21 protein-coding genes are annotated in these 18,491 nt (G+C 63.7%); 14 read left to right on the top strand and 7 right to left on the bottom strand.

What is annotated here, in order from left to right; all coding sequences use genetic code 11:
• Nucleotides 1–80 precede the first annotated feature (80 nt).
• The 6 genes from ACYG97_RS18835 (at nucleotide 81) to ACYG97_RS18810 (ending at nucleotide 4,673) form a co-directional block, all read left to right on the top strand.
• Nucleotides 81–335, top strand: coding sequence for a GlsB/YeaQ/YmgE family stress response membrane protein (locus tag ACYG97_RS18835; RefSeq protein WP_023733599.1), 255 nt, complete (start codon nucleotides 81–83; stop codon nucleotides 333–335).
• 77 nt (nucleotides 336–412) lie between these two features.
• Nucleotides 413–559: a hypothetical protein gene (locus tag ACYG97_RS18830; RefSeq protein ID WP_023686592.1), complete on the top strand. Its 147-nt coding sequence runs from the start codon at nucleotides 413–415 to the stop codon at nucleotides 557–559.
• Nucleotides 560–700: 141 nt separating this feature from the next.
• Entirely contained in the window at nucleotides 701–883 is a 183-nt protein-coding gene (locus ACYG97_RS18825) for a hypothetical protein (protein ID WP_023733598.1), read from the top strand.
• A 36-nt stretch (nucleotides 884–919) separates the two neighbouring features.
• Nucleotides 920–1,330 carry a type II toxin-antitoxin system HicB family antitoxin gene (locus tag ACYG97_RS18820; protein WP_023733597.1) on the top strand — a complete coding sequence of 137 codons (411 nt, stop codon included), beginning with the start codon at nucleotides 920–922 and terminating at the stop codon, nucleotides 1,328–1,330.
• Nucleotides 1,331–1,513: 183 nt separating this feature from the next.
• Nucleotides 1,514–3,790: a transglycosylase domain-containing protein gene (locus ACYG97_RS18815; protein ID WP_023733596.1), complete on the top strand. Its 2,277-nt coding sequence runs from the start codon at nucleotides 1,514–1,516 to the stop codon at nucleotides 3,788–3,790.
• Nucleotides 3,791–3,920: 130 nt separating this feature from the next.
• Complete coding sequence (locus ACYG97_RS18810) at nucleotides 3,921–4,673, top strand: SDR family NAD(P)-dependent oxidoreductase (RefSeq protein ID WP_023733595.1); 753 nt, start codon at nucleotides 3,921–3,923, stop codon at nucleotides 4,671–4,673.
• Between the two features lie 15 nt (nucleotides 4,674–4,688).
• On the opposite strand, the gene ACYG97_RS18805 is transcribed toward ACYG97_RS18810, so the two are convergent.
• On the bottom strand, nucleotides 4,689–5,609 hold the full coding sequence (locus ACYG97_RS18805; RefSeq protein WP_023733594.1) for a zinc-binding dehydrogenase: 921 nt from the start codon (nucleotides 5,607–5,609) through the stop codon (nucleotides 4,689–4,691).
• A gap of 111 nt (nucleotides 5,610–5,720) precedes the next feature.
• Here ACYG97_RS18805 and ACYG97_RS18800 point away from each other — a divergent pair, with 111 nt between their 5' ends.
• Nucleotides 5,721–6,530 carry an AraC family transcriptional regulator gene (locus ACYG97_RS18800; RefSeq protein WP_023733593.1) on the top strand — a complete coding sequence of 270 codons (810 nt, stop codon included), beginning with the start codon at nucleotides 5,721–5,723 and terminating at the stop codon, nucleotides 6,528–6,530.
• Nucleotides 6,531–6,552: 22 nt separating this feature from the next.
• Here the strand turns inward: ACYG97_RS18800 and ACYG97_RS18795 are convergent, their stop codons facing one another.
• From ACYG97_RS18795 to ACYG97_RS18785, 3 genes are all read right to left on the bottom strand, one after another.
• Entirely contained in the window at nucleotides 6,553–8,343 is a 1,791-nt protein-coding gene (locus tag ACYG97_RS18795) for a cation:proton antiporter domain-containing protein (protein ID WP_023733592.1), read from the bottom strand.
• A 185-nt stretch (nucleotides 8,344–8,528) separates the two neighbouring features.
• Nucleotides 8,529–8,978 (bottom strand): baeRF12 domain-containing protein, encoded by a 450-nt coding sequence (locus ACYG97_RS18790; RefSeq protein ID WP_023669773.1) that lies wholly within the window; start codon nucleotides 8,976–8,978, stop codon nucleotides 8,529–8,531.
• A gap of 165 nt (nucleotides 8,979–9,143) precedes the next feature.
• The gene (locus tag ACYG97_RS18785) at nucleotides 9,144–9,398 is read right to left on the bottom strand and encodes a hypothetical protein (RefSeq protein ID WP_156933432.1); all 255 of its coding nucleotides are present in this window, start codon (nucleotides 9,396–9,398) and stop codon (nucleotides 9,144–9,146) included.
• On the opposite strand from ACYG97_RS18785, the gene cysG reads away from it, so the two are divergent.
• The 5 genes from cysG (at nucleotide 9,397) to ACYG97_RS18760 (ending at nucleotide 14,238) form a co-directional block, all read left to right on the top strand.
• Nucleotides 9,397–10,848 carry a siroheme synthase CysG gene (gene cysG, locus ACYG97_RS18780; RefSeq protein ID WP_023726454.1) on the top strand — a complete coding sequence of 484 codons (1,452 nt, stop codon included), beginning with the start codon at nucleotides 9,397–9,399 and terminating at the stop codon, nucleotides 10,846–10,848. The two genes, ACYG97_RS18785 and cysG, sit on opposite strands and share 2 nt — an antisense overlap.
• Nucleotides 10,845–11,138 (top strand): DUF2849 domain-containing protein, encoded by a 294-nt coding sequence (locus ACYG97_RS18775; RefSeq protein WP_023691980.1) that lies wholly within the window; start codon nucleotides 10,845–10,847, stop codon nucleotides 11,136–11,138. The genes cysG and ACYG97_RS18775 overlap by 4 nt, the downstream gene beginning before the upstream one ends.
• Nucleotides 11,139–11,173: 35 nt before the next feature.
• The gene (locus ACYG97_RS18770; protein ID WP_023726455.1) at nucleotides 11,174–12,844 is read left to right on the top strand and encodes a nitrite/sulfite reductase; all 1,671 of its coding nucleotides are present in this window, start codon (nucleotides 11,174–11,176) and stop codon (nucleotides 12,842–12,844) included.
• Nucleotides 12,819–13,583, top strand: a complete 765-nt coding sequence (locus ACYG97_RS18765) for a phosphoadenylyl-sulfate reductase (protein ID WP_023700114.1) — start codon at nucleotides 12,819–12,821, stop codon at nucleotides 13,581–13,583. Before ACYG97_RS18770 ends, ACYG97_RS18765 begins: the two co-directional genes overlap by 26 nt.
• 121 nt (nucleotides 13,584–13,704) lie before the next feature.
• Nucleotides 13,705–14,238 (top strand): DUF934 domain-containing protein, encoded by a 534-nt coding sequence (locus tag ACYG97_RS18760; RefSeq protein ID WP_023726456.1) that lies wholly within the window; start codon nucleotides 13,705–13,707, stop codon nucleotides 14,236–14,238.
• 319 nt (nucleotides 14,239–14,557) lie between these two features.
• Here the strand turns inward: ACYG97_RS18760 and ACYG97_RS18755 are convergent, their stop codons facing one another.
• The gene (locus ACYG97_RS18755) at nucleotides 14,558–15,580 is read right to left on the bottom strand and encodes a fatty acid desaturase (protein ID WP_023669767.1); all 1,023 of its coding nucleotides are present in this window, start codon (nucleotides 15,578–15,580) and stop codon (nucleotides 14,558–14,560) included.
• 84 nt (nucleotides 15,581–15,664) lie between these two features.
• Nucleotides 15,665–15,865, bottom strand: coding sequence for a hypothetical protein (locus ACYG97_RS18750; RefSeq protein WP_023669766.1), 201 nt, complete (start codon nucleotides 15,863–15,865; stop codon nucleotides 15,665–15,667).
• Nucleotides 15,866–16,124: 259 nt separating this feature from the next.
• Between ACYG97_RS18750 and grpE the strand changes: the two genes are divergently transcribed.
• Nucleotides 16,125–16,754 (top strand): nucleotide exchange factor GrpE, encoded by a 630-nt coding sequence (grpE, locus tag ACYG97_RS18745; protein ID WP_023691975.1) that lies wholly within the window; start codon nucleotides 16,125–16,127, stop codon nucleotides 16,752–16,754.
• Between the two features lie 112 nt (nucleotides 16,755–16,866).
• Nucleotides 16,867–17,499: a trimeric intracellular cation channel family protein gene (locus ACYG97_RS18740; RefSeq protein WP_023683056.1), complete on the top strand. Its 633-nt coding sequence runs from the start codon at nucleotides 16,867–16,869 to the stop codon at nucleotides 17,497–17,499.
• Between the two features lie 107 nt (nucleotides 17,500–17,606).
• On the opposite strand, the gene olsB is transcribed toward ACYG97_RS18740, so the two are convergent.
• Nucleotides 17,607–18,482, bottom strand: a complete 876-nt coding sequence (olsB, locus tag ACYG97_RS18735; RefSeq protein WP_023683057.1) for a l-ornithine N(alpha)-acyltransferase — start codon at nucleotides 18,480–18,482, stop codon at nucleotides 17,607–17,609.
• Nucleotides 18,483–18,491: the final 9 nt, after the last annotated feature.

Raw genomic sequence — 18,491 nt, 5'->3', positions numbered from 1 at the left:
TCGCATAGCCTGAAGTCGTTGATATCGAGGCCGATTCGGGGCCTTCCGCTCCGTAGCCTCTCTTCCTGGAGGAACGCGTCATGGGCATCGAAAGCCTTCTCATCTTCATCATAATCGGCGCCATTGCCGGCTGGCTCGCCGGCCTCATCGTCTCGGGCTTCGGCTTCGGCCTCATCGGCAACATCATCGTCGGCATTATCGGCGCCCTGATCGCCGGCTGGCTATTTCCAAGGCTCGGTTTCTCTATCGGCGGCGGCATTCTGGCTGCCATCATCAACGCCACGATCGGCGCCGTCATCCTGCTGGTGCTGGTCAAGGTTCTGAAGCGAGCTTGACGCTCTAAGTTTCATTCAACGCAATTCCTCAGAAGAAAGCCTGTGCTTTCCTGGAATTGCTGCCAAAGGAGCGCGCCGTGAAACAGAACACTCTCTATCTCCTTGTCGGCGCGCTCGTTGTCGTGGTCATCGCGCTCGGTGCATATGTCTATCACGAACAGACCAAGCCCAAGGGCGTCGAACTGAAGATCGACGACAAGGGCATTTCGATCCAGCAGAATTGATGATGTCGGCCTGCAGACGGCGCTGATTTGTCGCCCAAGCATTTTATGGCGATTTGGGAGTTGCCTTGTGCAAATATTTGCACACGAGATTGACTTCCGTTTCCACTATGTGCAAAGATTTGCACATAGTTGAGCCGAGAAATGAACGAAACCAACACCGCCAAAGTCAAGGGCCGGCTCGAGAGGGAAGGCTGGAAGAACGTCGGCGGCACGAAGCATGACAAGTACAAAAAGGACGGAATGCCGACGATCATGGTTCCTCGCCACAGGACTCTGACGCCGTTGGTAGCTCGGTCTATCGCCCAGGCGGCAGGTTGGGCCTAACGGCTTGCAAAATCGGAATAAGGAAAGTTCTTTGATATGTCTCGCTATGTCGCACTCGTGGATGCTGCCGACGGCTTTGTCGGCGTCTCGTTTCCCGATGCTCCTGGCTGCGTCGCGCAGTCGGAAAGCCGGGACGAGGCTATAAAAGACGCTATGGCTGCGTTGGCCGAATGGGTGGCTGAAGAAATCGCGGACGGCCGTAAAATCCCCACTCCTCGCAAAGTCGAGGCGCTTTTAGAAGATGCTGAGGTTCGAGCAGCGCTCGCCGCTGGCGCTATCTTGATGTCCGTGCCCTTGATCCGAGATGCCGGCCGTCCGGCCCGGGCCAATATCTCGTTGGATGCCGGTTTGCTCGCCGAGGCTGACGAAACAGCCAATCGGTTGGGGGTCACCCGATCGGCCTTTGTCGCCGCCGCGTTGCGAGACAAGATCCGTCAAACTGTTTGAACAGTGATCTCGGGCACCCGCCAAAGTACCGCGTTGCCGACGCCTGTTAGCCAGCGGCAGCGGATTTTAGAAATTCTTGAGGAATTTCAGAAGGGTGCATAAACCCTGCTTTAACGCGCCCTTAAACCGCCGCATCTACCCTCCAACCCGAGCGCCATTGACACCGGGAAGACAGCGCAACGCATGGCGAACCGCAGAGACAGTCGCATCGAACCCAGCTTCGAGGGATCGCCAAAGGCGAAATCCGCGGCCGGTTTTTCGGTGAACGAGGAGGATCGGGTCGTGCCGGCCAATCGCAAATCATCTTCGGCGCGCAAAACCTCCAAGGCAAAATCATCGTCACGCGGCAAGCGCGGCAAACCCCGGCGCGGGCTGTTCGGCGTGATGGCGCGGATGTTCTACTGGTGCTTCGTGCTCTGCATCTGGGGCGGCATCGCCGTGGCCGGCATTGTCGTCTATTACGGCGCCAAGATGCCGGCGGCCACCACCTGGTCGATCCCCGACCGCGCGCCCAACATCAAGATCGTCTCGGTCGACGGGCAACTGCTTGCCAACCGCGGCATGAGCGGCGGGGAGGCGGTCGGCCTGCACGAAATGTCGCCCTACATTCCGGAAGCCGTCATCGCCATCGAGGATCGCCGCTTTTATTCGCATTTCGGCATCGACCCGATCGGCCTATCGCGCGCCATGGTGACCAACGTTCTGGGCCGGCGTTTCTCGCAGGGCGGCTCGACGCTGACCCAGCAGCTGGCCAAGAACCTGTTCCTGAAGCCCGACCGCACGCTGGAGCGCAAGGTGCAGGAAGTGCTGCTGTCGCTCTGGCTGGAGCACAAGCATACCAAGGACCAGATCCTCGAAATGTACCTCAACCGGGTTTATTTCGGCTCCGGCGCCTATGGCGTCGAGGCGGCCTCGCGTCGCTATTTCGGCAAGAGCGCGCGCGATGTCACTCTGTCGGAGGCGGCCCTTCTCGCCGGCCTCTTGAAGGCGCCGTCGCGACTGTCGCCGGCGCGGGATCCGAAGGCGGCGGAGGAGCGCTCGCAACTGGTGCTGGCCGCCATGCGCGACGAAGGCAAGATCAGCGCCAAGGAACTGGCCTCGGCGATGAGCGCGCCGGCAACGCGCGCGCCATCCTATTGGACCGGCTCGGAAAACTATGTCGCCGACACCATCATGGAAGAATTGCCCGATTTGATTGGTGACGTGCGCAGCGACATCGTCGTCGACACCACCGTCGACCTCAACCTGCAGAAGCTCGCCGAACAGTCGATCCGCCGGCTGATCGACGAGAGCGGCAAGAAGCTCAATGTCAGCCAAGGCGCGCTGGTCTCGATCGACAATTCCGGCGCCGTGCGCGCCATGGTCGGCGGCTACGACTATTCGACCAGCCAGTTCGACCGCGCCTCCGAAGCACGCCGCCAGCCGGGCTCGGCGTTCAAGCCGTTCGTCTATATGGCCGCGCTGGAAGCCGGCCGCACGCCCGACAGCGTGCGCAACGACGCACCGATCAAGATCGGCAAGTGGACACCGGACAATTACGGCGGCAAGTATTTCGGCAAGGTGACGTTGGCGACCGCTTTGGCGAAGTCGCTGAATTCCGTCGCGGCGCAGCTGACCATGGAGGTCGGCCCCGACGCGGTGGTCGAGGCGGCGCACCGCATGGGCATCCAATCCGATCTGATCGCCAACACCTCGATCGCGCTCGGCACTTCGGAAGTGACGCCGCTGGAGCTGACATCGGCCTATGTGCCGTTCGCCAATGGCGGCTACAAGCCCGACATCCATTTCATCCGCCGCATCACCACGACCGAAGGCAAGGTGCTCTATGACGACAATGGCGGCAGCGCGCCGCGCGTCGTCAAGCAGAACATTGTCGGCATGATGAACTCGATGATGACCGGCACGGTCGAGATCGGCACGGCCAGGAAGGCGGCCTTCGCCTGGCCGTCGGCCGGCAAGACCGGAACCAGCCAGAATTCGCGCGACGCCTGGTTCGTCGGCTACACCGCAAACCTCACCACCGGCGTGTGGTTCGGCAATGATGACGGCACGCCGATGAAGAAGGTCACCGGTGGCGCGCTGCCGGCACAGGCCTGGCACGAGTTCATGGTGGCCGCGCATGAAGGTGTGCCGGTCCGGCCGCTGCCCGGCACCTGGAAGTCGACGCCGCCCGACACCATCGTGCCCGACGATATTCCGTCAGTCGATAACAATCAGGCGGCGCCGTTGCCTGCCGTGGCCGTCAGCCGTTCTGAGCCTGCTGCCGCGCCGGCACCTGCTGCTGTACCCGCACAAGCACCGGTCCGCCGTCCGGCCGAAACCGTCGATGCCGACGGTTTCGACATGCCGGGCGACGGCGGCACCACGGCCTCGATCAAGCACCCGGTACCGCCGGGCAGCGTCGGCGGCCCGGCCAAGAAGCGGAAAACCTCAATCCTGGATATTCTCGGCGGCGGCTGAGCGGCTCGTCATTCTGGCTTCAAACCAATGGCTAGCTGGCAATCCGTTCCTCATATGAGAGCTGCGGTGACAATTCGGCCTCTCGCCACCTCCGCGGCATTCGGCTACATCTCCGGCCGGAGTGACAGACATGGCTGAGACCGACACCAGAAAAACCATCGTGCTGACCGGAGCCAGCCGCGGCATCGGCCATGCCACGGTCAAGCGCTTTTCCCGTGAGGGCTGGCGGGTCATCACCTGTTCGCGCCAGGCTTTTGCCGAGGATTGCCCGTGGCCAGCCGGCCCAGAGGACCACATCAAGGTCGATCTCGCCGACCAGGAGGATGTCGGCATCGCCGTCTCGGAGATCCGTCACCGGCTGGAAGCGCATGGCGGGCAATTGCACGCTCTGGTCAACAATGCCGGCATTTCGCCAAAGCTCAAGGACGGCAACAGCCGCATGGATTCGATCGACACGCCGATGCATGTCTGGCGCGATGTGTTCCAGGTCAATTTCTTCGCGCCGATCATGCTCGCGCGGGGCCTGTTCAAGGAATTGGCGGCGGCGAAGGGCTCGATCGTCAACGTCACCTCGATCGCCGGCACCCGCGTGCATCCCTTCGCCGGTACCGCATATGCGACATCGAAGGCGGCGCTCGGTTCGCTGACGCGCGAGATGGCGCATGATTTCGGCCCGCACGGCATCCGCGTCAATGCGATCGCGCCGGGCGAGATCGACACCGCGATCCTGTCGCCGGGCACCGACAAGATCGTCGAGACGATCCCTCTCAGGCGCCTCGGCGCCACGGCTGAGGTCGCCGACATCATCTTCTTCCTGTGCTCGCAGCAGGCGTCCTATGTGACGGGCTCGGAAATCCACATCAATGGCGGCCAGCACGTCTGAGCACTGACAGACTGCTCATTCGGCGATGGTGAGAACAGCCTTGCCGCTGAAGCTGCGCTGTCGCAGGGCGTCCAGAGCCTGGGCGATGTCTGTCCACGGCACGGTCATGGACACGCGGGTTTCCAGCCGGCCAGCCGCGACCAGAGCGAGCAGCGAGGCGATGTCCACGCCAATGGCTGGACCGGATGTGTAGTAGGCGAAGGTCTGAAGCCTCGCACCCTCGTGGCCGGGAACGAACTGCCTGAAGCCAACCGGTGTGAGTTCGCCGCTGCTCGAACCGAACATGACGATGGTACCGCCCGGCGCGACGCGCTCGATAGCGAGTGCTAGGCTTTGGCCGCCGACCGACTCGGTGATCAGCGAGAATGGTCCTTCAGCCAGTTCGATCGACTCGACAACCTGTTTGGCACCAAGGCTGCGCAGATCCTCGGCATGCCGGGCAGCGGCGATTGCGGTCACCGCGGCGCCTTGCTCGCGGGCGAGCTGGATCTGGAAACGGCCGACCGCACCGCTCGCGCCGGTGATCAGGACCTGCTGTCCCGCGAGGTCGCCGCCATGGCGCAAGACCCTTAGGGCCGTCGTGCCCGCCACGGGAAGCGTGGCGGCGGAAACGAAGCTGACCTCATCCGGGATGACGGCGAAGCGGTCGGTCGGAACGGCGACCCGTTGCGCCCAGCCGGCCTCGTCGACCAAAGCCACAACCCGGGCGCCGACGGCAGGCCCGGAGCCATCGGCTGCCGCCCGTTCGACAATCCCTGCGATGTCCTGGCCGGGTATCCAGCCTTTTGGGCGTATGGTGAGCAGGCGCAGTTCGCCGCGGTTCAACGAGGTTGCGTGGACGCAGACAAGCGCTTCGTTGGCGAGGGGTTGAGGTTCGTTGGCCTCGGCAAACGTCAGTCCGGCGGGGCTGTCGGGAGAGATGACCAGGGCGCGCATGGGAAGCCTTCCTGCCGGTTTGTGAAATGCCAGCCAAGAACCAGAGCCTATCGACTTCCCGGATCAAAGAATTTAGCTATCATGGCGAATAGTCGCTAAAAGCCGTCAATCATGAGACAGCCTCTCCGCTACCCCTGGGTCAATTTCGACGTCGATGATGTGATCGCTCCTGCAATTGCGGTTCGCGTCGATGTCACCGAAACCAAAGCGGAAGTGGCGACCCATTGGCACCGCAAGGGCCAACTCGTCTTCGCGCTCGGCGGTGGCGTCACATGCCGCGTCCCGAGCGGCCTGTGGATGGTGCCGCCACATTGCGGGGTGTGGATTCCCGGCGGCATGGGACACAGCAATATCGCGACCGCCAATGCGCGGATTTTCTTCGTCTATATCGAGCCGGGAGCCGCCGATCTGCCGGACCGGTGCTGCACGCTGTCGATCTCGCCGCTGCTGCGCGAATTGATCATCGAGCTGGCCGACCGCATGGAGGAAGACGACGGGAAGGACGCGCTTTTGACTGGGATGCTGCTCTCCGAACTGCCGCGCATGCCTGTCCAGCAACTGCATCTGCCGATCTCCGCCGAGCCGCGCTTACGGCGGATCGCCGAAGCATTGGCGCAGGACCCCGCCGACCGCAGCACGCTTGCCGAGTGGGCCAACCGCGTCGCGCTCTCAGAAAGCAGCCTCGCCCGTCTCATTGTGAAGGAGACCGGCCTGAGCTTCGGCCGCTGGCGCCAGCAATTGCACCTGATCGTGGCCATACGGGAGCTGGCCTCGGGTGCCAGCGTGCAGCAGGTTTCGGGCGATCTCGGCTACGCCTCCGTCACCGCCTTCATCACCATGTTCAAGAAAGCGCTCGGCAAGCCGCCGGCAAAGTATCTCGCCAGCGTCGCGCATAATGGCGGCTCCGCCTTCGTGGCGTGATCAACGCGCCTGTGGGCAAGCCTCAGGCCGGGGAGGGCTCAATGGCTTCGGGACGCGGCATCGGCTTTTGCTCCAGCACTTCTTGCACGATGCCGCGGGCGATCTCGCGTTCGCCCATGATGACGGTGTCGGCGCCGAGGCCTTTGAGATGCTCGACCTCGGCATCGGAATGGGCCCTCGCTATGACGTTGATGCCGGGATTCGCGGCGCGTGCCCTGAGCACGATCTGCCCGGCCTCGAACGCGTTGGGGATGGCAAGGATCAAGCGTTTGGCCCCCTGCGGATTGGCGGCGGCAAACACGCCCCCATTGGCCGCATTGCCGGAGACGATTTCGACGCCGTCGTCTCTGAGCCTCGCCAGCGTCTTGTCGGCGTCCTCGATGACCAGGAAGGGCAGCGATGCCTGTTTCAGCGCCGCGCCGACCAGGCTGCCGACGCGGCCGTAGCCGATCAGGATGGTGTGGCCCGAAAGCGTTGTGCGTGGCGGTGGGCCATTCTCTTTTGCCGCGGCGGCCACCGAGGCCACTTGTCCGGGCTGCGTCGCCGGGCCGACCGGCTTGGCCTCTTCCGGTGGTGCTGCCTTGGCGGCGCGCGCGTCCAGCCATGGCTTCATCCAGTCGAGGGCGAGGAACATCAGCGGATTGACCAGGATCGACAGGATGGCGCCTGCCAGGATCAGGTCGCGTCCCTGTTCGGGCAACAGCTTCAGCCCGACGCCGAGCTCGGCCAGGATGAAGGAGAATTCGCCGATCTGCGCGAGGCTGGCCGAGATCATCAAGGCGGTTCCCAGCGGATAGCGGAAGGCGATGACGATAACGAAGGCGGCCAGCGACTTGCCGATGACGATGATGGCCAGCGTCGCCAGGATCGGCCAGCCATTGCTCATCAGGCTGAACGGATCGAACAGCATGCCGACCGAGACGAAGAACAGCACCGAGAAGGCGTCGCGCAGCGGCAGTGATTCCTCCGCCGCGCGGTGGCTGAGCTCGGATTCGCTCATGATCATGCCGGCGAAGAAGGCACCGAGCGCCAGCGAGACGCCGAACAGTTTGGCGGCGCCGAATGCGACGCCGAGCGCGATCGCCAGCACCGCCAGCCGGAACAGTTCGCGCGAGCCGGTATGGGCGACGTAATGCAGGATCCACGGAATGACCCGGCGGCCGACCACCAGCATGACGATGACGAAGGCGGCGACCTTGGCGAGCGTGAGGCCGACGACGCCCCAGATGCCGTAGCTGGCCGGCAGCGACAAAAGGCTCGCATGGTCATCGACCTGCGGCTGGCCGCCGAGCACGCCGGCCAACGCCGGCAAAAGCACCAGCGCCAGCACCATGGCGAGGTCCTCGACGATCAGCCAGCCGACGGCGATGCGGCCGCGCTCGGTCTCGATCAGCCGTCGCTCCTGCAACGCGCGCAACAGCACCACTGTGGACGCGACGGAAAGCGCCAGACCGAAGACGAGCCCTGCGCCCATCGACCAGCCGAGCATCCAGGCAAGGCCGGCGCCCAGCGCGGTGGCAAAGCCGATCTGGACGATGGCGCCGGGTACGGCGATGGCGCGGACGGAGAGAAGATCCTTCAGCGAGAAATGCAGGCCGACGCCGAACATGAGCAGGATGACGCCGATTTCGGCCAACTCATTGGCAAGACCGGCATCGGCGACGAAACCCGGCGTGTTCGGTCCGACCAGTACGCCGGCGACGAGGTAGCCGACCAGCGGCGGGATGCGAAAACGGTTGGCGAGCGCCCCGAAGATGAATGCCAGCCCCAGACCGGCGACGATGGTGGCGATAAGGGGCGTGTCATGCGGCATTGTCTATGGAGCGCCTTTCGGGAAATGTCGGGTGTGCGCCGCCCGAAGCCGCCGCCTTTTTCAATATGGTGGAGGGGGTGCGGGCGACGCAACCCGCAAGACGTAAATTGGTGGCCAGAGGCACCGAAAACGAAAGGCGCGCGCAGCAAAACCGCTGCGCGCGCCAATACCGAACGATCGATGCGTCACGCCGCCTGCAGCATGGCCTCGATATCGATCAGCGGGCGGTTGGTCAGGGTCTTTGGGATCTCCGCCTGCACCTTGTCGGTGACTTCCTTGTGCAGTTTCTTGCGCATGGTGCCGAGCACCAGCGGTGGCGCGACCAGCACGATGTCGTCGAAGATGCCGTGATGGGCGAGCTTGTAGAGCCGGTCTGCGATCTCTTCGGCAAAGCGTTCCTTGCCCTGCCGGTGCCAGTCGGTTTCCTCAACCGCGCTGCGATGCACGGAGGGGCCGTCATTGTAGCGGCCGGGACTGTCGCTGCCTTGCTCGCGCGTCGCCGGATTGTCCTGTTTCATCTCCTGGAAGAGCTGCAGGTTCGGATAGAGATTGTCGCCCTCGTTCTTCAGGAACAGCGCTTTTTCGCCATCGGCCACCATGACCAAAAGGCCATGTTTCAGGTTGATCTTGCTCATTTGCGGGCTCCTGTTTGAAGGTTCAAATCCAGCCGACGATTGTCTGTTACGGCAGGGGCAGAACGCGTGGCGAAGCGGGAACGTTCCACTTCGTTCGCCGAGATCGCACGCAGCCATATCAAGCCCGATCTATCGTCTATCGGAGCAATGTCCGAGGTGACGGCTTTAATCTACTAGATTGGTAGAATTTAGAAAAAATAATTTTGCAGCTTGGCCGGCTCCCGGATAAAAGAGCCGCAGAACAAAGCCTGCGGCAGCAGCTTGAATCCGCCTGATATGCGGATGTGGAATATTTTTCTCTTGGCCCTTTGGCTTGCGGAAAACCGATTGCCTCCCGTCAGGGGATGCGCGAGTGGGTTCCTTCAGCTTTTTCGCGTCCGCGCCTAAAACTGCCGAATTGTTCCGGAATCTGTTCGTCATGCCGCACACCAATCCCAAGCTCACCGCGTTCCCGGTCTTCATGCGGGTCGAAGGCGAAGCCGTGGCCATCGTCGGCGGCGGAGGCGAAGCATTGGCCAAGGCGCGGCTGCTCGATCAGTCAAGTGCTGTGCTTCGCATCATCGCCGATGTTGCCGATGCCGAATTGCTGAGCTTCATCGCCGCGACCGGCGCCATCCGTATCGACGCCCCCTACGACGCCGCGCATCTCGAAGGCTCGGTCTTGGTGTTTGCCGCCAGCGGCGACGAGAGGCTCGACCGCCGCGTCGCCGACGATGCGCGCCGCCTTGGCATTCCGGTCAATGCCGTCGACCGGCCGGAGCTGTGCGATTTCTTCACCCCGGCGCTGGTCAACCGCGCCCCGGTCGCCATCGCCATCGGCACGGAAGGCGCGGGTCCGGTGCTGGCGCAGATGCTGCGCAGCCGCATCGACCGCATGCTGTCGCCGTCGCTCGGGCCGCTGGCAGCGCTTGCCGCCTCGTTCCGGGGTGCCGCCGAAAAGCTGCTGCCGAAAGGCAACGCCCGCCGCCAGTTCTGGAGCAGTTTTTTCCAGGGTGCACCGGCGCGCGCCGTCGAAGCCGGCGAGCTTTCGCAGGCGCATGACGCCGCCGCCGATCTGTTGCTGTCGAAGGCTCCGGCTTCGGGCCATATCGCCCTGGTCGGCGCCGGGCCAGGTGCTGAGGATCTTCTGACGCTGCGCGCGCATCGGCTTTTGATGGAAGCCGACGTCATCGTCTATGACGCGTTGGTGCCGGAGGCGATCGTCGCCATGGGCCGCCGCGACGCCGAGCGGCTGCCGGTCGGAAAACGCAAGGGATGCCACACCAAGAGCCAGGCCGAGATCAATGCGCTGCTGGTCGAGCTTGGCAGGCAGGGCAAGCGCGTCGTGCGGCTGAAGTCGGGCGACCCGCTGGTGTTCGGCCGCGCCGGCGAGGAGATGGCCGCACTGCGCGATGCCGGCATCGCCTATGATGTCGTCCCCGGCGTCACCGCCGCCTTTGCCGCCGCCGCCGACTTCGAGCTGCCGCTGACGCTGCGCGGCGTCTCCTCGTCGATGGTGTTCACCACCGGCCATGATCTGAAGGGCAATTCGCTGCCGGATTGGGCCAAGCTCGCCATTTCCGGCGCCACCGTCGCCGTCTATATGGGCCGCTCGGTCGCCGCCGAAGTCGCCGGGCGGCTGATCGAGGCCGGCCTGTCGCCGGACACGGCGGTTGCCGTGGTCGAGAATGCCAGCTTGCAGAACCGCCGCCGTTTCCACGGCACGCTGGCCGATTTGCCGTCGCTGGAAGCGCGCGCCGATCTGGCCGGTCCGGTGATGACCATCATCGGCGACGCGGTTGCCGGCGCCAACTTTGAACGTTCCGAGCCGCTCGCGGCACATAACTATGAGGGCGCCGCCAACGCGGCCGGCGCAGAGGTCGAGCCATGAAGATACTGACCGCAAACCGCCTCTCCGACGGCATCGCCGTCTGGTACGCCGACGGCGGCTGGGCCGAGACGGTCGACCATGCCGACCTTGCCCATGACCAAGCGGCAGAGGACAGGCTGGAAGCAATCGGCGCCAAGGCCAACGCCAACAATCAGGTTGTCGACGTCAATCTGATCGACGCTGAAGTCGTCAATGGCATCGTCGTGCCGGTGCGGCTGCGCGAAAAGATCCGCGCCGCCGGCCCGACCATCCGGGAAGATCTGGGCAAGCAGGCTGCGCGGGCAGCGTAACAAAATACGGGCGGACGCGCCCTGAAAGACGAAACATGTACCGCTACGATGAGTTCGACCACGATTTTGTCCAGGCCCGCGTCGCCGAGTTCAGCGACCAGGTCGAACGCCGGCTGTCCGGCGAGATCACCGAGGATCAGTTCCGGCCGCTGCGGCTGATGAACGGCGTCTACCTGCAGCTGCACGCCTACATGCTGCGCATCGCGGTGCCCTATGGCACGCTGAACAGCGCGCAACTGCGCATGCTCGGCCACATCGCGCGCAAATACGACAAGGGCTACGGCCACTTCACCACGCGCCAGAACATCCAGTTCAACTGGCCGGCGCTGTCCGACATTCCGGCGATCCTGGCCGATCTCGCCAGCGTCGAGATGCATGCCATCCAGACCAGCGGCAATTGCATCCGCAACGTCACCGCCGATCATTTTGCCGGCGCCGCCGCCGACGAGGTCGCTGATCCGCGCCCCTATGCCGAGATCCTGCGGCAATGGTCGTCTGTGCATCCGGAATTCTCGTTCCTGCCGCGCAAGTTCAAGATCGCGGTGACCGGGGCCGAGCGCGACCGCGCCGCCATCCAGACGCATGATATCGGTCTGCATCTGAAGAAGGACGCCGCCGGCGAGCTCGGCTTTGCCGTCTATGTCGGTGGCGGCCAGGGCCGCACGCCGATGGTGGCGCGCAAGATCCGCGACTTCCTGCCGGAAGCCGACCTGCTGTCCTACTGCACCGCGATCCTGCGCGTGTACAACCTCTATGGCCGCCGCGACAACAAGTACAAGGCGCGCATCAAGATCCTCGTCCACGAGACCGGCGTCGAGGAAATCACCCGCCAGGTCGAGGCCGAATGGCAGGAGCTGAAGGACGCCGAGCTGAAGCTGCCGGAAGCCGACATCCGTGCCATCGACGCCTATTTCGCGCCGCCGGCACTGACCGCCCGGCCGGAAGGCGACGCGGCGATCAAGCTGGCGCGGCTCGATTCCAAAAGCTTCTCGGATTGGCTCGACCAGAATGTCGTGACGCATCGCCATCCCGACTATGCCGCGGTGACGATTTCGCTGAAAGGTATCGGCGAAGTGCCGGGCGATGCCACCGACAGCCAGATGGAAGCGGTCGCCGACATCGCCGAGAAATACGCTTTCGACGAATTGCGCGTCAGCCATGAGCAGAACCTGATCCTGCCGCATGTGGCGCGCGCCGATTTGAAAGCGGTCTACGACGCTTTGGTCGACATTGGCCTCGCGACGGCCAATTCCAACCTGATCAGCGATATTATCGCGTGCCCTGGCCTCGACTATTGCGCGCTGGCGACGGCGCGCTCGATCCCGATCGCGCAGGAGATTTCGCTTCGCTTCGCCTCGCTCGAGCGGCAGCGCGAGATCGGCGAATTGAAGCTCAAGATTTCCGGCTGCATCAATGCCTGCGGCCATCACCATGTCGGCCATATCGGTATCCTCGGCGTCGAGAAGAAAGGCTCCGAACTGTACCAGGTGACGCTTGGCGGATCGGCCGACGAGAACACCTCGGTTGGCGAAATCATCGGCCGCGGCTTCTCTTCGGAAGAGATCACGGACGCCATCGAGCAGATCGTCGACACCTATCTCGGCCTTCGGCTCGGTCCCAGTGAACGTTTTATCGACGCCTACCGCCGTGTCGGTCCCGCGCCGTTCAAGGAGGCGCTCTATGCTGGCGAAACCAAGGCCGCTTGACCGCATCGTCGACGTCGACGACAGCATCGCCGCCAAAGCGGCGGGCTTCGACGCGCTGTATGGACATCTGAGCCCGCTCGACATCATCGAACGCGCGGCGAGCGAATTGTTTCATGACGAGATCGCCGCCGTGTCGTCCTTCGGCGCGGATTCCGCCGTCCTGCTGCATATGATCGCCAAGGTCGACCGCACGCTGCCGGTCATCTTCCTGGACACCGGCAAGCATTTCGAAGAGACGCTGGGCTATCGCGATGCGCTGGTCGCCGATTTCGGGCTGACCAACATCAGGGTGATCAAGCCCGAAGACGCGGCGCTCGAGCGGGTCGATCCGACCGGCAATCTGCACCAGAGCAATACCGATGCCTGCTGCGACGTGCGCAAGGTCGAGCCGCTGGCGCGCGGCGTCGCCCCCTTCCGGGCCTGGCTGACCGGCCGGAAGCGCTTCCAGGCGGCGACGCGAGCCGCGCTGCCGGTGTTCGAGGCGGTCGGCCCGCGCGTACGCATCAATCCGCTGGCGCACTGGACGACATCCGACCAGGCCGACTACATGCGCGCGCATGCGCTGCGCGAAAATCCGCTGGTTGCGTACGGCTATCTGTCGATCGGCTGTTTCCCGTGCACGCAGCCGGTGCAGCCGGGAGAGGATGCGCGCAGCGGCCGCTGGGCCGGTCATGCCAAGACCGAGTGCGGCATCCATCTGTCGGGACTGGAAGTGTCGCTGACCGACGCATCGCTATAGGATATACTGATATTCAGGTGAGAACGGCCTGTGCAAACGGCGGCTTCCACCCGGAGGCCGCCGGTTTCGTGTGGACCGGCTTTCGCGGACTTTCGATTTTTTGGGGCTTTAGGAATTTTCGATGACTGAACAGACCACAGCGGAGACCCGCCTCTGGACCCCGACGGGTTTTCGCGAAGACGAGTGGAGCCATGCCGAAAGCGCAGACGCGCTGACGGGCAATGGCCGCTTCATCCTGCCGTTGCAGGCATTTCTCGGCCTCGATGCCGAAGTGCGGCGCTCGGCCAAGGAGCGGCTTGGCGTCGCGCTGCAGCCCGGCGACCAGCTGGAAAAGATTGTGGATCTGCTCGACCAGCTGTCGCTGGTGGCGCTGGCCTTCCCGGCCTTCAGCGATGGCCGCTCGTTTTCCAAGGGCGAATTGCTGCGCAGCCGCTACCATTTCGAGGGCGCGGTCCGCGCCACTGGCCAGGTGCTCGTCGACCAGCTGCCGCATATGCTGCGCCTCGGCTTCGACGAGTTCGAAATCTCCAACCCGGTTCTGCTGAAGCGCCTCGAAGAAGGCCGCACAGGCGGGCTGGGCCTTTACTATCAGCCGACCGAAGCGTCGGAGCCGAAGGGGCCGAAATACTCCTGGCGGCGCGTTCGCAACAGCTGACGCGACGGTAATTCCGCCTGTCTTTACAAAGACTGTGATCGGGCCTTCTCCTGGCTGTCCGGACGGAAATATCCGCCGGGCGCGAGGGAGGAATCGGCGCTCATCGGCGGCAACACCAATGCACCGTCCATCATGATCGCCGAAAAGGCGCCTGACATGATCAGGGCTGCAAGGTCTGGATGCGCGAGGAGCGCAAGGCTGCCTGAGCCGGTTTTTGGGAGATGCCGCCGCGCCTTCGGTGCGGCGGTTTTTTTCTTTGTCTTACGGAATTCCCAAGCGAAAGCCCGGAAAACCGCCTCACACTTTGCTGGAATTGCTTTTAGGCCAAGGCCCGCGCTTCGCGAAACGAGACCAGCTTGCGGCGGTTCTCGTCCCACAACGCAAGCTTGACGCAGCGCAGGCTGTCGAGGAGCGTGACGCGGCCGATGCCGCGCAGTTCGGGATAGTCGCGCAGCACTTCCTGCAGCCGGTAGCCCGGCACCTTGGCCGAGAGATGGTGCACGTGATGGACGCCGATATTGCCGGTGAACCAGTTCAGCACCGGCGGCAAATCATAATAGGACGAGCCGTGCAGGGCGGCACGCTGGAATTCCCACTCTTCGTCCTTCGCCCATTCCGTCTCCTCGAACTGGTGCTGGACGTAGAACAGCCAGATTCCGGCCGATCCGGCCAGGATCACGATCGGCAAATGGACGATCAGGAAAGCGCCGGGGCCGACCAGCCAGATAAGCAGCGCTGCCGCGACCGCGATGCCGAGATTGGTGGTCATCGACGACACCCAGGGCGTCAGGCCGCCGCGCATCATGCCGACCGGCAGCCTCTGCTCGAAGATGAACAGCCAGATCGGGCCAAGGCCGAACATCACCAGGGGATGGCGGTAGAGACGATAGGCAAGGCGTCCCCGCCAAGACAGCTGCCGGTATTCAGCAACCGTCAACGTCCTGATATCGCCCATGCCGCGCTCGTCAAGATTGCCGGCGCTGGCGTGATGGGTGGCGTGCGCGCGCCGCCAGCAATCGTAAGGGGTCAGCGTCAGCACGCCGAGCGCGCGGCCGATCCAGTCGTCGGCAGTGCGGTTGGCGAAGAAGGAGCCGTGGCCGCAATCGTGCTGGATCATGAAGATCCGCACCAGAAAACCGGCGGCGGGAAGGATCAGGATCAAGCCCCACCAGTGGCCATAGGAATAGGCTGCCGAAGACAGCGCCCACAGCGTAACGAAAGGAATAAGGGTGATGGCGAGTTCAAGAGTGCTGCGTCGCCGGTCGGGCTTCTTGTAGCGCGCCAGGATCTTCAACCAGGCGCGCTTGCTGTTGGCGGCCGTCTCGGGGGAAATCATGTTCATCAGGAAGCATAGGCGGGGCGTCCCGCTGCCGCAAGGAAAAGCTCACGCAAAATTACTGCGCGTAATTGTCGCGCGATAGCATCGCTATTGACGGCGTTGGCCGCCGGCCATGCTGGCTTCTATGCCGTCCAGCCGGTCGAGCAGATCCCGGAAACGGGCGGGAATGTCGGCCTCGGTGCGGAAGGCCGGCAAGGTGCGCAAGAAGCGCGTCGTCGCCTCGGTGCCGAACTGGCGCCTGATGTCGGCGGCGAGCTCTTCGCTTCTGTTGCCAGTATTGCGGTCCATTGTCTCAAATCCTGTGTCGGTTTCAAAACTCCTCCAAGCTTTGAATGGTTCCCCATAGCGGGGTATTGGCAAGCAAAGGCTGCCGTTACGGTAAAGTTTGAATTAATTTTGAACGTCCTTGCGCCCCGCACCAAGTCCGACGGGCAGCCCGCAACATTGCCTGCTGTGGGGCGTCCTCCTGGGCTTGCCCCTTGATTTTTGGCCGCCAAACCTCGATATCGGGCGCAAATCCAAACCATTCGAATGACGGGAAATGGCGATGAGCGACCAGACAAAAGACGAACGCGCGCCCGAGGATATCGAAACGGCCGAGGCCGAGCGCACGCAAGGCGGCATCGACGGCGACTATGAAGCGCTGGTGCGGCTGCTGAAGGAAAACGAGGAGCTGAAGGACCGCGCGCTGCGCGTCGCAGCCGAGATGGAGAATCTGCGCCGCCGCACCGCCCGCGACGTGCATGATGCGCGCGCCTATGCGGTGGCCAATTTCGCCCGCGACATGCTGTCGGTGTCGGACAATCTGCGCCGCGCGCTCGATGCTATCCCCGCCGAGGCGAAAGCGGCCGGAGATGCCGGCTTCAAGGCGCTGATCGACGGCGTCGAGATCACCGAGCGCGCCATGCTGTCGACGCTGGAACGGCATGGGGTGAAGAAGCTCGAACCGGAAGGTGAGAAGTTCGACCCGAATTTCCACCAGGCGATGTTCGAAGTGCCCAATCCCGATGTGCCGGCCAACACCGTCGTCCAGGTCGTGCAGCCGGGCTATTCGATCGGCGAGCGCGTGCTGCGGCCGGCCATGGTCGGGGTCGCCAAGGGCGGCCCCAAGATCGCGGCCACCGAAGCGCCGGTCGAGCCGGGGCCGGTGAACGAGCAGGCCGAGAAGGATGCGTGAGTAGGGTAGGCAGTAGGGAATAGGGAATAGGGAATAGGGGCAGGCGTATCAATCGCGCGGCTTCGTGTTATTCATACTTTCCCTAATTCCCAATCCCTACTACCTCATGTCCCTGACACCCATCGACCTCCTCGACTATGCCGGCGTCGCCGTCTTTGCCGCGACCGGGGCGTTGGCGGCTTCGCGCAAGCAGCTCGACATTATCGGCTTCCTGTTTCTGGCCAGCGTCACCGGCATTGGCGGCGGCACGCTTCGCGACGTCATCCTCAACCTGCCCGTCTTTTGGGTCGCCAACTCCGGCTATGTGCTGGTTTGCGCGGCGGTTGCGGTGCTGGTCTTCTTCATCGCCCACCGCGTCGAATCCCGCTGGAAATGGCTGCTCTGGCTCGACGCCATCGGATTGGCGGCCTTTTCCGTAATGGGCGCGGCCAAGGGGCTGGCCATCACCGGCTCGCCGGTCGTCTCCGTTGTTATGGGCGTGTTGACCGCCACATTTGGCGGCATCCTGCGCGATCTGCTGGCCGGCGAGCCATCGGTGCTGCTCAGGCCCGAAATCTACGTCACCGCCGCACTCGCGGGCGCCGGCCTCTACACACTTGGCGATCTTGCCGGCCTGCCGCCGCTCGCCTCGGATATTGCCGGCTTCGTCGCGGCTTTCCTGGTGCGCGGCGGCGCGCTGAAATTCGGCTGGACCTTTCCGTCCTACAAGAGCCGCCCGGGACGGCGACCGGAGGATATTCCGTAGGGAGAGGGAATAGGGAATAGGGAATAGGGAATAGGGAATAGAGAATAGTCGGTAGTCAGCAATTCGCGGCAGCCTTCACTACTGCCTACTGCCTACTGCCTACTGCCTCACGCCGCAAAGCGCTGCGCTTCCCCGCCATAATAGTTGACGTAGCGGGCGCCGATTTCCTTGACCGGCATCACCACGAACACATCGACGGTGGAGAACTCACGGTCGATGACGCAGCCGTCGCCGATGCGGGCGCCGACGCGCAGATAGCCCTTGACCAGCGGCGGCATGGCCGCGATCGCCGCCTTGGCGTTGACTGCCTCGATCGGCATCAGATCCATCGAGCAATAGCGGCCGGAGACCGCCCGCACATCCCAGGCGGAGTTGGTCCGGCAGTGATGGGCAAGGTAGGTGAGCGCCTCGGCATGCGCAGCCGGCACCGTGCCAGGGAACGAGGCACAACCGGTCATCACGCCGATCTCATAGTGGTTGATGTAGGCCCAGATGCCTTGCCACAGCGCCTCGATGGTGCGCTTCGAGCGGTATTCCGGCAGCACGCAGGAGCGGCCGAGCTCAAGGAAGCGCTGGCCGGGATGGCGGGCGATCAGCTTGGTCAGTTCGAACTCGCCTTCGGAATAGAAGCCGCCGGCGGTCGCGGCAATCTCTTGCCGCAGCAGGCGGTAAGTGCCGACGATGCGGCGATGCTCGGGGCCGGAGATCGAAGTGTCCAGCACGAGGAGATGGTCGCACAGCGGGTCGAAGCGGTCGGCGTCGCGCCGGTCCTGCGCCTGGAACAGGTCCTTCCTGGCGCCAAGCTCGTCATAAAACACCCGGTAGCGCACTTCCTGCGCGGCGGCGATCTCGGCCTCATTGCGGGCAAGCCGCACTTCGAGATTGCCGATACGGCCCAGCGGTGCGCCTGTTGCGACGGCATCGGCGTTCCGCGCGGCGAGCAAAGCGCCGCCTGCGCTGGGCCGAGTGTCACATTCCGGCATAACTGTATG

It is taken from the genome of Mesorhizobium sp. W067, assembly GCF_054719525.1.
This window is presented reverse-complemented; position numbering and strand designations above follow the sequence as displayed.

Excerpts from the sequence above, each read along its gene's own strand:
- ACYG97_RS18805 (WP_023733594.1), bottom strand. The coding sequence starts at position 5,609 with ATGCGCGCCCTGGTCATCTCTCCCGACAGCCCCGCCGGACTGACGTTT.
- ACYG97_RS18810 (WP_023733595.1), top strand. The coding sequence starts at position 3,921 with ATGGCTGAGACCGACACCAGAAAAACCATCGTGCTGACCGGAGCCAGC.
- ACYG97_RS18770 (WP_023726455.1), top strand. The coding sequence starts at position 11,174 with ATGTACCGCTACGATGAGTTCGACCACGATTTTGTCCAGGCCCGCGTC.
- ACYG97_RS18760 (WP_023726456.1), top strand. The coding sequence starts at position 13,705 with ATGACTGAACAGACCACAGCGGAGACCCGCCTCTGGACCCCGACGGGT.
- ACYG97_RS18835 (WP_023733599.1), top strand. The coding sequence starts at position 81 with ATGGGCATCGAAAGCCTTCTCATCTTCATCATAATCGGCGCCATTGCC.
- ACYG97_RS18750 (WP_023669766.1), bottom strand. The coding sequence starts at position 15,865 with ATGGACCGCAATACTGGCAACAGAAGCGAAGAGCTCGCCGCCGACATC.
- ACYG97_RS18785 (WP_156933432.1), bottom strand. The coding sequence starts at position 9,398 with ATGACGAACAGATTCCGGAACAATTCGGCAGTTTTAGGCGCGGACGCG.
- ACYG97_RS18815 (WP_023733596.1), top strand. The coding sequence starts at position 1,514 with ATGGCGAACCGCAGAGACAGTCGCATCGAACCCAGCTTCGAGGGATCG.
- ACYG97_RS18825 (WP_023733598.1), top strand. The coding sequence starts at position 701 with ATGAACGAAACCAACACCGCCAAAGTCAAGGGCCGGCTCGAGAGGGAA.
- ACYG97_RS18765 (WP_023700114.1), top strand. The coding sequence starts at position 12,819 with ATGCTGGCGAAACCAAGGCCGCTTGACCGCATCGTCGACGTCGACGAC.
- ACYG97_RS18790 (WP_023669773.1), bottom strand. The coding sequence starts at position 8,978 with ATGAGCAAGATCAACCTGAAACATGGCCTTTTGGTCATGGTGGCCGAT.
- ACYG97_RS18820 (WP_023733597.1), top strand. The coding sequence starts at position 920 with ATGTCTCGCTATGTCGCACTCGTGGATGCTGCCGACGGCTTTGTCGGC.
- ACYG97_RS18795 (WP_023733592.1), bottom strand. The coding sequence starts at position 8,343 with ATGCCGCATGACACGCCCCTTATCGCCACCATCGTCGCCGGTCTGGGG.
- cysG (WP_023726454.1), top strand. The coding sequence starts at position 9,397 with ATGCCGCACACCAATCCCAAGCTCACCGCGTTCCCGGTCTTCATGCGG.
- ACYG97_RS18755 (WP_023669767.1), bottom strand. The coding sequence starts at position 15,580 with ATGAACATGATTTCCCCCGAGACGGCCGCCAACAGCAAGCGCGCCTGG.
- ACYG97_RS18800 (WP_023733593.1), top strand. The coding sequence starts at position 5,721 with ATGAGACAGCCTCTCCGCTACCCCTGGGTCAATTTCGACGTCGATGAT.
- ACYG97_RS18775 (WP_023691980.1), top strand. The coding sequence starts at position 10,845 with ATGAAGATACTGACCGCAAACCGCCTCTCCGACGGCATCGCCGTCTGG.
- olsB (WP_023683057.1), bottom strand. The coding sequence starts at position 18,482 with ATGCCGGAATGTGACACTCGGCCCAGCGCAGGCGGCGCTTTGCTCGCC.
- grpE (WP_023691975.1), top strand. The coding sequence starts at position 16,125 with ATGAGCGACCAGACAAAAGACGAACGCGCGCCCGAGGATATCGAAACG.